Below are 13,176 nucleotides of genomic sequence, written 5' to 3'. Positions count from 1 at the left end.
CACGCCGAAGCGGCCGCGCGAATACGGATGCCGTCACCTGCTACAACCTACCGGTTGCATCGGTGGAAGCGCATGCCGGCGACCCCGACTCGCCGTCCCGCAGCTCGTCGGCGGGTCCGTGCGAGGCCGGGCGTTCGGGCCCCCTCCCCCGGCATCGCACGCCGGACGCCAGGAGAATTTTTCGGAGCCGGCCGGGAACCGGATCGCGGTGTTCGCATTTTCTGCGCGCGAGGCCGTTCGAAGGCTCGCCCACGGGCGCCGGAAGGCATCCGGCGACCCTTGTCATCACGTTGCTCCCAGGAGGATGTGGTCATGAGGACCCTTGATTTCGCACCGCTCTACCGATCCACCGTCGGCTTCGACCGCCTGTTCGCGATGCTGGACCGAGCCGCGCAGGCCGAGGCGTCGTCGACCTGGCCGCCCTACGACATCGAGCGGGTGGCCGACGACGCCTATCGCATCACCATGGCCGTCGCCGGCTTTGCACCCGGCGAGATCGAGCTGACGCAGCACGGCGCCAGCCTTCTGGTCGCCGGCCGGCGAAAGGCGCCCGAGGACGAGCGCCGGATCCTGCATCGCGGCATCGCCACCCGCACGTTCCGCCAGACCTTCGAGCTGGCCGACCACGTGACGGTCGTCGGCGCGAGCCTCGAGCACGGCCTGCTCACCGTGACCCTCAAGCGCGAGGTGCCCGAGGCCCTCAAGCCGCGGCGCATCCCGATCGGCGGCACGGCGGCCGCCGTGAGCCGGGACGCCTTGAGCCAGGACGACGCGCCGAGCCGGATCGAGACCGGGCGCAAGGCGGCCTGAGCCCCCGGCGCGCGCCTCGATTCCGACGGCCGTGAACCTTGTGCCGCCCTGGCCTGCGGGCCCGCGCGGGGGCTCCGGCCCGTGTGTCCATCCCATCGCGCATCAGGAAGGAGGATCATCGATGAGGGAGACGCAGCTTTTCCGTTCCGGCGCCATGAATCCCGGTTCCGGCGCCATGAACCCCGATGGCGCGCATGATTGCGGCGGCGCCCATCCGGCTTCGTTCGAGGCCTGGCAGGCGCTCGTCGCCCCCGGCGACGTGTTCCGCCACCCGCGGGAGGTCCTGGCCCACCCCGCGCTCTCGCGGGCGGACAAGCGCGCGATCCTGGCGTCTTGGGCGTCGGATGCCTGCGTGCTCGCGGATTCGCCCGGCATGCGGTGCCTCGTCGGCAGCCGGGCCGAGCCGGTCTCGGTCGACGCCGTCCTCGCGGCGCTGGGCGAGCTCGACCGGGCGGTCCGCCGGGCAGGCCCGGCTCGGACGAGGCGCGCCGCGCCACGCCACCTGCGCCGCCTGCGCCGCCTCGCGGACCTGCACACGTATGTCCGCCCGAAGCGGCGCGACGACGACGACGATCCGCCGCCCTGCCCGGCGAGCGTCATGCCGCGCCCGAAGACGCCCCCGAGCACGGCGCTGGCCGCCGCCATCCCGGCCTGAGGGCCGGGCCGCGCGGAGGATGCGCCGGGGCGCGCCGGCCCGGGCCCTACCCGTCCATCGCCCGCCGGAACGCCTCGGAATGATCCGGGTGCCAGCGCGAGAGCGCCGGGCGGTTCTCGATGATGTCGCCGGCCGCCCACGCGATCCGGCGCTCGTCCTGGGCGCGGGTGGTCTCGTTGTCGGGGCAGAGGATGTAGAAATCGCCCTGCGCCATCCGCTCCAGCAGGAAGGCCACCGTCTCGTCGGGCGTCCAGGCGCCGGGCGGCTTCTCGGCGACGCCGCGGGCCCTGGCCAGCCCGGTATAGACGAAGCCCGGGATCAGCAGGTGCGCCGAGATGCGGCAGCCGTCGCGGCCGCGCAGGTCGTGCGCGAGCGCCTCGGTCGCCGCCTTCACGCCCGCCTTCGAGACGTTGTAGGGCGTGTTGCCCGGCGGCGTGGTGATGCCCTGCTTCGAGCCGGTGACGATCACGGCGCCGGGTTTCTGGCCCGCGATCATCGCCGGCGCGAAGGCGTGGATGCCGTTGATCACCCCCCACAGGTTGGTGTCGAGGATCTTGCGCCAGGTCGCCTCCTCGGAGAACAGCGTGCCGCCCGCCTCGATGCCGGCGTTGAGCATCACCAGGGCGGGCGCCCCCCCGGCGGCGACGGCCTGCGCGAACGCCTCCATCGCCGGGCGCTGACCGACGTCGAGGGCGAAGGCGCGCACCTCCACGGCGGCGAGCGTCGCCACCGCGGCGCGGGCGGATTCGAGCGCCTCGCCCGGCAGGTCGGCGAGCCACACGTTCATGCCGGCCCGCGCGAAGGCCTGCGCCGCCGCGAGCCCGATGCCGCTGGCCGCCCCGGTGACGACGGCCGTCCGGCCGGGTTCGATCGCTGGGTGGGTCATCGGCGCCTCTCGCTGCTTTCGCGTCGCGGTGAGGGTGGGGCGGCGGCCGGGATTGTCGAGGGTGCGGCGCCCCGCCCTGGCCTTCGGCCGCCGCCTCTGCCACCGTCCGGCACGCTCACGCTTCCGGGAATCGCCCGCATGCCCGCCCGCGCCACAGGCCGACCGCGCGTCCCCCCGCTCCGCGACCGGGCTCCCGCCCCCGCGCGCGGGCCGGCCTCCGCCTGCGATCCGGCCCGCGGCGTGATCCTCGCCCTCGCCCTGACGCTGGCCGCCACCGCCTCCGCCGCCGCGCAGGCGCCGAAACCGCAGCCGCCGCGCCCGCCCGCCGCCGCGCCGGACCCGGCCTTCGAGGCGATGCGGGCCGGGTTCGAGGCCCTGCCGGAGGCCGAGCGCAAGGCGCTGCAGGACGCGCTGGTCTGGACCGGCGACTACAACAGCGTCGTCAACGGCGCCTTCGGCCGGCGGACCTTCGAGGCGCTGAGCGCCGCCCGCGCCCGCACCGACGCGGGCGACCCCCTCGATCCACGCAGCCGCGCCGCGATCCTGGCGGCGGGCGAGGCGGCGCGGAAGGCCGTGCGCTTCACCGTGCAGGCCGATCCCGCCAGCGGCGCGGTGCTCGGCGTGCCCGAGCGGATGCTGCCCAAGCGCAGCGCGGTCCCCGGCGGAACCCGCTGGCAGAGCGCCGACGGGCGCCTGACCCTGGAGAGCCGGTCGTTTCCCGCCGGCGGCACCGACCTCGACGCGCTGTTCACCCGCGCGACCGCGCCGCTCGCCGACCGCAAGGTGACGTACAAGCTCAAGCGGCCGGACTTCATCGTCGTCACCGGCGAGACCGCCTCGGGGCGCTCGTACGTGCGCTACGCCGCCGGGCCGGAGGGCATCCGCGGCTTCGCCATCGGCTACGAGGCGGCGCAGGCGGGCGAGATCGACCGCCTCGTCATCGCCATCGCCAACAGCTTCGTGCCGTTTCCCGGGACGCCGGGCGAGGCGCCCCGGATCGCGACCGCGCCGGCCGCCGCGCCACCGGCGTCGGGCGCTCCGCAGAGCTCGGGTGGTCCGCAGGTCTCGGGCGCTCCTCAGGTCGCCGTTCGCCCGCAGGCGGCCTCGGCGCCGCAGGTCGCCTCGGCCCCGAACGTCGTCGGCACCGGCCTCGTCGTGGCGCCGGGGCGGGTGCTGACCGCGTCGGCGGTGCTGGAGGCGTGCCCGGCCCCGCGGATCGGGAGCGCCCCGGCCAAGGTGTTGCGCAGCGAGCGCGGCCTGGCGCTGCTGGAGGCCGCCGGGCTGCCGGCGCCGCGCCTGCCGGGCATCGTCGGAGCGTCGGCGTCCGAAGATCGCGTCGTGGTCGCGGCGCAGGAGGCGCGCGAGGGAGCGGGCGGGGATGCGGGCGTGTCGGTCGCGCCGGGCGCGATGGTGGGCGCGGCGCGGGTGACGGCGCCGTTGCAGCCCGGGTCGGCCGGGGCGCCGGTGCTCGACCGGGCGGGCGGCCTCGCGGGGCTCGTGGCGTCCTATCCGGCGGCGCCGCGGCTGATCGCGGGCGTGATGCCGCCTGCGAGCTTCCCGGTGATCCCGGGGACGGTCGTGGCCGCCGTCCTGGGCGAGGCCGGCATCGCGACGCGGCCATCGACCGCCGGTGCCGGCAGCGTCGGCGCCGCCGCCTCTGCGGTCGGCGGCGCCGTGATCGGGATCGTCTGCGCTCGCTAGAGCGGTTTCGAGCGCGGTGGATCCCGGCTCGCGTGAAGAAGATCAGACCTCACGGAAAACAGAGCCCCCTCCGCGATCCGCAGATCGCGAAGGGGGCGTCGGGAGCCGGTCCCCGATCGCGGATCGCGGAACCGGGCCCCCGCGTCCGGCGTCAGAGCCGGCCGGTGACCAGCAGCACGATCAGGACGATGATCAGGATGCCGCCGAGGCCGAAGCCCGGGCCGCGATAGGCGCCGCCGCCGAGGAAGCCGCCACCACCGAAGGCGAGAATGATCAGGATGATGAGCAGAATGGTGACGAGCGACATGGAAGAAAGTCTCCGCGGGAGCGCACGGGTCGTGAGCTTGACCGTTCAAACGCCGCGACAATCCGTTCCGTTCAAATAATTCGCACGCAAACGTGACGGACGGTTTTGCCGGCTCAAGCGTGCCAGTCCGGCAGCGGCGCGCCGGCTTCGTCCAGCCAGTCCGGCGTCGGCAGGCCGCGCTCGCGCAGGAAGGCGGGGTTGAACAGTTTCGAGGCGTAGCGCGCCGCCCCGTCGCAGAGGATCGTCGCGATGGTGTGGCCGGGGCCGAGCACCCGCGCCAGCCGGATCGCGCCGGCGACGTTGATGCCGGACGAGCCGCCGAGCGACAGCCCCTCCTCCCGCATCAGCCCGAACACGATGTCGAGCGCCTCCGCGTCGGGGATGCGGAAGGCGTGGTCGGGCGCGAACCCCTCGAGGTTCCGGGTGATCCGCCCCTGGCCGATGCCCTCGGTGATCGACGAGCCCTCGGCCTTGAGCGTCCCGGCGGTGTAGTGCGCGTGGAGCGCCGAGCCCTCGGGGTCGGCGAGCGCGATCGCGACCTCGGGGTTGCGCGCCCGCAGGGCCAGCGCCGTCCCGGCGAGCGTGCCCCCGGTGCCGGCGGCGCAGACGAAGCCGTCGAGGGTGCCGCCGGTCTGGTCCCAGATCTCGGGGCCGGTGTGCCGCTCGTGCGCGCCGCGGTTGGCGACGTTGTCGAACTGGTCGGCGAAGAACGCGCCGGCGGGCTCGGTGGCCGCGAGCCGCTCGGCGAGGCGGCGCGCCACGTGGACGTAGTTGTTCGGGTTGGCGTACGGCACCGCCGGCACCTCGACGAGGCGGGCGCCGGCGAGCCGCAGGGTCTGCTTCTTCTCCTCCGACTGGGTGACCGGGATGACGATCACCGTGCGGTAGCCGCGCACGGAGGCCACCAGCGCCAGCCCGATCCCGGTGTTGCCCGCCGTGCCCTCGACGATGGTGCCGCCCGGCCGGATCAGCCCGCGCGCCTCGGCGTCCTCGACGATCGCGCGCGCCGCCCGGTCCTTCACCGAGAGGCCGGGATTGAGGAACTCGGCCTTGCCGAGGATGGTGCAGCCGGTCTCCTCCGACGCCCGGCGCAGCCGGATCAGCGGCGTCCCGCCGATCGCCGCCAGCACGTCGGGGCGGGTGCCCCGCTCCGGATCCGTCGCCACGCCCATGCCGGTGCCTCCGCATCGCGCGCCTCCCGGGGCGCCGCCCTCCGCGATAGATCAGAAGGCGGCCCATCGGAAGCCGGGGGCGGCGCCACGGCGATCAGGCCAGGCGCGGCGCCTCGATCATCGCGCGGACGCGCTCGGCCATGGCGTCGACGGAGAACGGCTTGGTCACCACCGCCATGCCGGGGGCCATGTGGCCTTCGCCGAGCGCGGCGTTCTCGGCGTAGCCGGTGATGAACAGCACCTTCAAGTCGGGCCGGCGGGCGCGGCCGGCATCGGCCATCTGGCGCCCGTTCATCCCGCCCGGCAGGCCGACATCGGTCACCAGCAGGTCGATGCGCACGTCCGATTGCAGCAGCTTGAGGCCGGCGGCGCTGTCGCTCGCCTCGATCGCGGTGTAGCCGAGGTCCTCCAGGATGTCGGCGAGCAGCATCCGGACCGTCGGCTCGTCGTCGACCACCAGCACCGTCTCGCCCTGCCCGGAGCGCGGCCGCGCCGGGCCGGCCGCCACCTTGCCCTCGGCCTCGGCGTCGCCGTGGTGGCGGGGCAGGAAGATGCTCACGCGGGTGCCGGCCCCGACCTCCGAGCGGACCCGCACCTCCCCGCCCGACTGCTTGGCGAAGCCGTAGATCATCGAGAGCCCGAGGCCGGTGCCCGCCCCCATCGGCTTCGTCGTGAAGAACGGCTCGAACACCCGGGCGACCACCTCCGGCGGCATGCCGGTGCCGGTGTCGGCCACGCACAGCGCGAGGTATTGCCCCTCCGGCACGTCGTGCTGGCGGGCGGCGCGCGCGTCGAACCGCGCGTTGGTGGTCTCGACCGTGATGCGGCCGCCGTCCGGCATCGCGTCGCGGGCGTTGATGCACAGGTTCAGCAGCGCGTTCTCGAGCTGGGACGCGTCCACTAGGGCGGTCCACAGCCGCGCGCCGGCGGCGACCTCGACCGGGATGCCCGGGCCGACGGTGCGCTGGATCAGCTCGTGCATCCCCGCCACGAGGCGGTTCACGTCCGTGGGCCGGGGATCGAGGGTCTGCCGGCGCGAGAAGGCTAGCAGCCGGTGGGTCAGGGCCGCGGCGCGGCGCGCGGCGCCCTGGGCGGCGGCCATGTAGCGCGCGACGTCCTCGACCCGGCCCTGCCGCATCCGGGTCTGCATCATCTCCAGCGAGCCGGCGATGCCCGCGAGCAGGTTGTTGAAGTCGTGCGCGAGGCCGCCGGTGAGCTGGCCCACCGCCTCCATCTTCTGCGACTGGCGCAGGGCGTCGGCCTGCTCCCGCTCGAGCGTGGTGTCGCGCCCCGAGGCGTAGACGCGGCCGTCCTCGAACGCGGCGGTCCAGGCGAACGACCGGTACGAGCCGTCCTTGTGGCGGAAGCGGTACTCGTACGGAACCGTGAGCGGCCGCTCCAGGATGGCGGCGAAGGCCGCCAGGGTCGCGGCGAGGTCGTCCGGGTGGGTGTAGGCGGCAAACGACCGGCCGATCAGCTCGTCGTCGCGCCAGCCCAGCAGCTCGGCCCAGGTCGGGTTGACGCTCTCCAGGGTGCCGTCCGGCAGCGCCACGATCAGCAATTCCTGCGACAGCCGCCAGGCCCGGTCGCGCTGGGCCGTCCGCTCGGCGACCCGCGTCTCCAGGGTGAGGTTGAGCTCCCGCAGCGCGGCGGTGGCCTCGTCGGCGGCGCGCCGCGCCGCGAGCAGGTCGCGCTCGTAGCGCCGGCGGTCGGAGGCGTTGAACACGGTGATCCGGATGAAGCGGATCTCGCCCGCCTCGTCCCGGCGGACCACCGCGTTGACCAGCACCGGCAGCGTCCGGCCGTCCGCGCGCACGAGGTCGAGGGCGACCTCGTTGAAGAAGCCCTGCATCCGCAGCAGCGGCGCGAAATGGGTCTCGTAGTAGATCTTGCCGGCGATGGTCAGCAGGTCGAGGAAGCGGCGCCCGACGAGGTGGCCGGCCGGGTATCCGGTCCAGGTCGCCAGCGTCCGGTTGACCTTCGACAGGCGCCCGCTCGGCAGGGCCGAGGCGTAGCCGCAGGGCGCGTTCTCGAACAGGTCGGCGAGGTCGTCGGCCTCCTGCACCCCGGAGGTGGGCGTCGCCTCGTCCACGTCATCACCCTCGGAGGAACGCCTCGATCGCCGCGACCGTCGCCTCGGGCGCGCTGAGGTTCGGGCAATGCCCGGTCGCGTCGAGCAGGACGAGCGCGCTGCCCGGCAGGTTGCGGTGGACGTACTCGCCGACCTCCCGGGGGGCGATCACGTCCTCCGCGCACTGGATCACCAGGCAGCGGGCGGCGACGTTCTCGAGGTCGGCGCGGTTGTCGGACAGGAACGTGGTCCGGGCGAAGCGCTTGGCGATGTCCGGATCGGTGCGGCAGAAGCTGTTGGTCAATTCCGCGCCGAGCTCGGGGCGGTCGGCGTTGCCCATGATCGTCGGGGCCATCGCCTGGGACCAGCCCATGTGGTTGCTGTCGAGGAAGTTGAGCAGTTCCTCCACCTGCGCCGCGGTGAAGCCGCCGACGTAGCCGTCCTCCGCGTCGTCGACGTAGCGCGGCGAGGGGCAGACCAGGACGAGGGTGTCGAACAGCTCGGGCGCCGCCTTCGCGGCGAGGATGCCGACCATGGCGCTGACCGAGTGGCCGACGAAGACGCCGCGCCGCACGCCGAGGGCGCGGGCGAGCGCGACCACGTCGTCGGCGTAGCCGTCGAGCGTGGCGTACCGCGCTGGGTCGTAGGCCGACAGGTCCGAGCCGCCGGCGCCGACATGGTCGAACAGCACCGTCCGGTAGCGATCCTCGAAGGCGGGCGCCACGAAGCGCCACATGTTCTGATCGCAGCCGAAGCCGTGGGCGAAGACCATCGCGGTCTCGCCGGCCCCGGCGATCTTCGTGTTGTGCCGTTGTACGACCGACAAACCCGCGTTCCCCCGCCGAAAACCGGTCTAGCACGCATCGCCGTGCCGTGCGCGGGGCCCGGATACCGGTCAAACCCGGCCGGCGGGCTCACGAACTCGACAGCCCGGCCGAGGCGCCGCCGGGACGGCACGCTCCTTGCCGGGCGGGAGCGGGCCGAACGTCACCGGGGGCCGAGCGAAACCGGGGGATCAGTCGCGTCGCCGGCTGGCATCCCCGAGAGCCGCCCGACATGGTGCCGGATGCCGCCGCGCGGATCGGAGCGACCATGGCTGACACGGATCAACCCTCCGGCCTGACGGGGCGCAAGACCGTCGAAGACATCCTCGCCGGGGGCGAGAGCGACGGGCATCAGCTCTCGAAATCGCTCGGCCTGTTCTCGATCATCGCGATGGGCATCGGCGCGGTGATCGGCGCGGGTATCTTCGTGCTCACCGGCACGGCGGCCGCGCAATATGCCGGGCCGGGGATCATGCTGTCCTTCGTCGCCGGCGGCATCGCCTGCGCCTTCGTCGGCCTGTGCTACGCCGAGATGGCCGCTCTCATCCCCGTGGCGGGATCGAGCTACACCTACACCTACGCGACGCTGGGCGAGTTCTTCGCCTGGATCATCGGCTGGGACCTGATCCTCGAATACGCCATGGGCGCGGCCACCGTGGCGGTGGGCTGGTCCGGCTACGTCGTCAGCCTGCTCAAGGATGTCGGGCTCGTCATCCCGCCCCGCTTCACCGCCGCGCCCGGCACCGCGGTGAAGCTCGCGGACGGGTCGGACGCCACCGCGCTGATGAACCTGCCGGCGGTGCTGATCGTCGGGCTGCTCACGCTGATGCTGGTGCGCGGCACCAAGGAATCGGCCCGGCTCAACAACGTCATGGTGGCGGTGAAGCTCACCGTGGTGCTGGCCTTCATCGTGCTCGGCTACGGCTACATCAAGCAAGCCAACTGGACCCCGTTCATTCCCGACAACGACGGCAGCTTCGGCCATTTCGGGTGGAGCGGCGTGCTGCGCGGCGCGGGCGTGGTGTTCTTCGCCTTCATCGGCTTCGACGCGGTCTCCACCGCCGCGCAGGAGGCGAAATCGCCCCAGCGCGACATGCCGATCGGCATTCTCGGCTCGCTCGCGATCTGCACGGTGCTCTACGTGCTGGTCGCCGCGGTGCTCACCGGCGTGGTCCCCTACAAGGACCTCAACGTCCCCGACCCGATCGCCAAGGGCGTCGACGTGATCGGCATCGCCTGGTTCTCGGCGCTGATCAAGCTCGGGGCGCTCACCGGGCTGACCACCGTGATCCTGGTGCTGCTCTACGGCCAGAGCCGGATCTTCTACACCATGGCCAACGACGGGCTGCTGCCGCGCCTGTTCGCTCACGTGCACCCGACCTACCAGACGCCCTATCGCAGCCAGATCCTGATCGGCGCGGCGGTGGCGATCGTGGCGGCGCTGGTGCCGATCGGGATCCTCGGCGAGATGGTCAGCATCGGCACGCTCGCCGCCTTCATCCTGGTCTGCGGCTCGGTGATCTACCTGCGCCGCTCGGACAAGGAGATGTACCGGCCGTTCCGCGTGCCGGGCGTGCCGACGGTGCCGATCCTCGGCATCCTGTCCTGCCTGTTCCTGATGGCCGGCCTGCCCCTCGACACCTGGCTGCGGCTCGTCGTGTGGATGGCGATCGGCTTCGCGATCTACTTCTTCTACAGCCGCAAGCATTCGGTGCTCCGCCGCCGGGACGGGACCACGGCGTGAGGGGCGGCCGTGCCGCTCCGATCGCGCGATGTCAGACGCCTCGGGGCAAGCGGTGCGCTAAGATCGCATCGATCTGCCGACCGATCGCCGCCGTGCACGGATCGTCGGAGGCGCAAGCGCGGGCAACGAGGCGGGAATTCGATCGCTTGTTCGCGACAGGGGCCAGGCGCCGCTTCCGACGAGCCGTCCGGTACCGTCAGGCAGAGATGCGTGAGCCTGGTACCCTCGTAGAGGAAGCTTACCCGAACACGTACCCCCCGTTGATCCGCAGGCCGACCTCGCGGCCGGCGGCGTAGCGCTCGCCGTCGGAATCCTCGACGATCAGCAGGCCGCCGTCGGGGCGGCCGACCTCGATGCGCTGGCGGCCCTGGCTGCGGTAGGACGAGCGGACGGTGCCGGTGAGGTGGGCGGTGGCGGGCTCCACCAGCTGGAGCTGCCAGGGCCGCACGAACAGCTTCACCGGGCCGATGAGGCCGGCGGGCGCGGCGACCGGGGTCGGCTTGCCGTCGACGCGGACCCGGCCGCCCTCGGCGATCGCCTCGACCTCGATGGCGTCGCCGAGGAAGCGCAGCACGGTGGCCGAGGCCGGGTTCTCCTGGACTTCGTCCGGGGTGCCGACCTGCTCGAGCCGCCCCTTGTCGAGCACGGCGACGCGGTCGGAGAGCTCCAGCGCCTCGTCCTGGTCGTGGGTGACGAAGATCGTGGTCTGGCCGGTGCGGTCGTGGATCTCGCGCAGCCAGCGGCGCAGGTCCTTGCGGACCTGCGCGTCGAGCGCGCCGAACGGCTCGTCGAGGAGCAGGACGCGCGGCTCGACGGCGAGCGCGCGGGCGAGCGCGATGCGCTGGCGCTGGCCGCCCGAGGGCTGCGAGGGATAGCGGTCGGCGAAGCCCGACAGCCGGATCAGGTCGAGCAGCTCGCCGACGCGGCGCTTGATCTCCTGCGCCGGCGGCCGCTCCGCGCGCTTTCGCGCGTTCAGCCCGTAGGCGATGTTGTCGGCCACGCTCATGTGCTTGAACAGCGCGTAGTGCTGGAACACGAACCCGACCGCGCGCTGCTGCACCGGCAGGAAGGTGGCGTCGTCGCCGCCGAACAGGATGCGGCCGCGGTCCGGCGTGTCGAGCCCGGCGATGATGCGCAGCAGCGTCGTCTTGCCCGAGCCCGAGGGGCCGAGCAGGCCGAGCAGCTCGCCCGCGCGCACGTCGAGGTTGAAGTCGTGCAGCACGGCGGCCGTGTCGAAGGTCTTCGACAGGCCCTCGACGCGGATCGCGGTCGAGTTCGCGTTAATGCCGTGCCCGCGACCCGAGCTCCGCCCCGTAGCGCCATTCGAGGAGGGATTTGAGGGCGAGGGTGACAAGGGCGAGTCCGGCAAGGAGCGAAGCGACGGCGAAGGCGGCGACGAAATTGTACTCATTGTAGAGGATCTCCACGTGGAGCGGGATGGTGTTGGTCAGGCCGCGGATATGCCCGGACACCACCGAGACCGCGCCGAACTCGCCCATGGCGCGGGCGTTGCAGAGAAGCACGCTGTAGAGCAGGCCCCAGCGGATGTTGGGGAGCGTCACCGTGCGGAAGGTGTGGAGGCCGGTGGCGCCGAGCGTCAGCGCCGCCTCCTCCTCGGCGTTGCCCTGCTCCTGCATCAGCGGGATCAGCTCGCGGGCGACGAACGGGAAGGTGACGAACACCGTCGCCAGCACGATGCCGGGCAGCGCGAACAGGATCTGGATGCCGTGGTCCTGCAGCCAGCCGCCGAACAGGCCGCGGCTCCCGAACAGCAGCACGTAGATCAGCCCCGAGACCACCGGCGAGACCGAGAACGGCAGGTCGATCAGCGTGATCAGCAGGCTCTTGCCGGGAAACTCGAACTTGGCGATGGCCCAGGCGGCCGCGACCCCGAAGACGAGGTTGAACGGCACGGCGATCGCCGCCACCGTCAGCGTCAGGCGGATCGCGGTCCAGGCGTCGGGCTCGGAGAAGGCCTCGAGATAGGCGCCCACGCCGCGGGAGAGCGCCTGGGCGAACACCGTGAACAGCGGCAGCACCAGGAACAGCGCCAGGAACACCACCGCGGTGCCGATCAGCAGCCCGCGCACGAGGCGGCCCTCGCTGGCGGCCTCCTCCTGCGCCGGCGCGGCCGTCAGGCTCAGATCAGACATAACCGAACCTCCGGCGGCTCCAGGCCTGGATCAGGTTGATCGCCAGCAGGGTCAGGAACGAGATCCCGAGCATGATCGTGGCGATGGCGGCCGCGCCCCCGTAATCGAACTCCGAGAGCTTGATGACGATCAGCAGCGGCGCGATCTCGGAGACGTAGGGCAGGTTGCCGGCGATGAAGATGATCGAGCCGTACTCGCCGACGCCGCGGGCGAAGGCCAGCGCGAAGCCGGTGAGCACCGCCGGGATCAGCGGCGGCAGCACCACCTTGATCAGCGTCGTCCACCGGGTGGCGCCCAGCGTCGCGGAGGCCTCCTCGACCTCCTTGTCGATCTCGGCGATCAGCGGCTGCACGGTGCGCACGGCGAACGGCAGGCCGATGAACACCATGGCGATGAAGATGCCGACCGGTGTGTAGGCCGCCTGGATGCCGAGCCGCGCCAGCTGCGCGCCGACGAGGCCGTTCGGGGCATAGAGCGAGGCCAGCGCGATGCCCGCCACCGCGGTCGGCAGGGCGAAGGGCAGGTCGACCACGGCGTCGACGAGCTTGCGGCCCGGGAAGCGGTAGCGGGTCAGCACCCAGGCGACGAGGAAGCCGAACACCGAGGCGGTGAGCGCGGCGAGCAGCGACACGCCGAAGCTGATCCTGAGGGCGCTGGCCACGCGCGGGTCGGTGGCGACGTACCAGATCCCCGAGAGGCCGAGGCCCGAGGCCTTGGCGACGAGGGCGGCCAGCGGCAGCAGCACCACCAGCCCGAGGCAGGTCAGCGTGTAGCCGAAGGTGAGCCCGAAGCCGGGGATCACGCTGGCTTGTCGGAAGCGCCGCTTCGGGCGGGGTGGGGCGACCATGGGAAG

12 protein-coding genes are annotated in these 13,176 nt (G+C 72.8%); 4 read left to right on the top strand and 8 right to left on the bottom strand.

The window, feature by feature from the left end; translation table 11 throughout:
- The first annotated feature begins 312 nt into the window (after window positions 1–312).
- Both MKK68_RS21715 and MKK68_RS21710 read left to right on the top strand, forming a co-directional pair.
- Window positions 313–810: an Hsp20 family protein gene (locus MKK68_RS21715; RefSeq protein WP_147729722.1), complete on the top strand. Its 498-nt coding sequence runs from the start codon at window positions 313–315 to the stop codon at window positions 808–810.
- Between the two features lie 121 nt (window positions 811–931).
- The gene (locus tag MKK68_RS21710) at window positions 932–1,465 is read left to right on the top strand and encodes a hypothetical protein (RefSeq protein ID WP_409567294.1); all 534 of its coding nucleotides are present in this window, start codon (window positions 932–934) and stop codon (window positions 1,463–1,465) included.
- Window positions 1,466–1,511: 46 nt separating this feature from the next.
- Here the strand turns inward: MKK68_RS21710 and MKK68_RS21705 are convergent, their stop codons facing one another.
- A complete protein-coding gene (locus MKK68_RS21705) occupies window positions 1,512–2,351 on the bottom strand; it encodes an SDR family NAD(P)-dependent oxidoreductase (protein WP_244032899.1) in 840 nt (279 codons plus the stop codon).
- 138 nt (window positions 2,352–2,489) lie between these two features.
- Between MKK68_RS21705 and MKK68_RS21700 the strand changes: the two genes are divergently transcribed.
- The gene (locus MKK68_RS21700; RefSeq protein WP_244032898.1) at window positions 2,490–4,052 is read left to right on the top strand and encodes a serine protease; all 1,563 of its coding nucleotides are present in this window, start codon (window positions 2,490–2,492) and stop codon (window positions 4,050–4,052) included.
- Window positions 4,053–4,203: 151 nt separating this feature from the next.
- Here the strand turns inward: MKK68_RS21700 and MKK68_RS21695 are convergent, their stop codons facing one another.
- The 4 genes from MKK68_RS21695 to MKK68_RS21680 form a co-directional block, all read right to left on the bottom strand.
- Window positions 4,204–4,359 (bottom strand): DUF3309 domain-containing protein, encoded by a 156-nt coding sequence (locus MKK68_RS21695; protein WP_147729453.1) that lies wholly within the window; start codon window positions 4,357–4,359, stop codon window positions 4,204–4,206.
- A gap of 113 nt (window positions 4,360–4,472) precedes the next feature.
- Entirely contained in the window at window positions 4,473–5,531 is a 1,059-nt protein-coding gene (locus MKK68_RS21690) for a cysteine synthase A (RefSeq protein ID WP_147844572.1), read from the bottom strand.
- A gap of 94 nt (window positions 5,532–5,625) precedes the next feature.
- A complete protein-coding gene (locus MKK68_RS21685; protein ID WP_313899241.1) occupies window positions 5,626–7,623 on the bottom strand; it encodes a PAS domain S-box protein in 1,998 nt (665 codons plus the stop codon).
- A 4-nt stretch (window positions 7,624–7,627) separates the two neighbouring features.
- Entirely contained in the window at window positions 7,628–8,428 is an 801-nt protein-coding gene (locus MKK68_RS21680; RefSeq protein ID WP_187274955.1) for an alpha/beta fold hydrolase, read from the bottom strand.
- A gap of 266 nt (window positions 8,429–8,694) precedes the next feature.
- Here MKK68_RS21680 and MKK68_RS21675 point away from each other — a divergent pair, with 266 nt between their 5' ends.
- Complete coding sequence (locus tag MKK68_RS21675; RefSeq protein WP_147727626.1) at window positions 8,695–10,170, top strand: amino acid permease; 1,476 nt, start codon at window positions 8,695–8,697, stop codon at window positions 10,168–10,170.
- Window positions 10,171–10,408: 238 nt separating this feature from the next.
- Here MKK68_RS21675 and MKK68_RS21670 read toward each other — a convergent pair whose 3' ends face one another.
- From MKK68_RS21670 to cysT, 3 genes are read right to left on the bottom strand one after another with little or no spacing between them, the layout of a single operon-like run.
- Window positions 10,409–11,392 carry a sulfate/molybdate ABC transporter ATP-binding protein gene (locus tag MKK68_RS21670; protein WP_244032897.1) on the bottom strand — a complete coding sequence of 328 codons (984 nt, stop codon included), beginning with the start codon at window positions 11,390–11,392 and terminating at the stop codon, window positions 10,409–10,411.
- A gap of 58 nt (window positions 11,393–11,450) precedes the next feature.
- Entirely contained in the window at window positions 11,451–12,323 is an 873-nt protein-coding gene (cysW, locus tag MKK68_RS21665; protein WP_147727627.1) for a sulfate ABC transporter permease subunit CysW, read from the bottom strand.
- Window positions 12,316–13,170 (bottom strand): sulfate ABC transporter permease subunit CysT, encoded by an 855-nt coding sequence (cysT, locus tag MKK68_RS21660; RefSeq protein WP_147727628.1) that lies wholly within the window; start codon window positions 13,168–13,170, stop codon window positions 12,316–12,318. Before cysT ends, cysW begins: the two co-directional genes overlap by 8 nt.
- Window positions 13,171–13,176 lie beyond the last annotated feature (6 nt).

Origin of the sequence: Methylobacterium sp. E-016 (assembly GCF_022829745.1) — a bacterium.
In the GTDB taxonomy this organism is placed as follows: domain Bacteria; phylum Pseudomonadota; class Alphaproteobacteria; order Rhizobiales; family Beijerinckiaceae; genus Methylobacterium.
The sequence above is the reverse complement of the archived record's forward strand: the minus strand, read 5'-3'. Positions and strand labels throughout refer to the sequence as shown.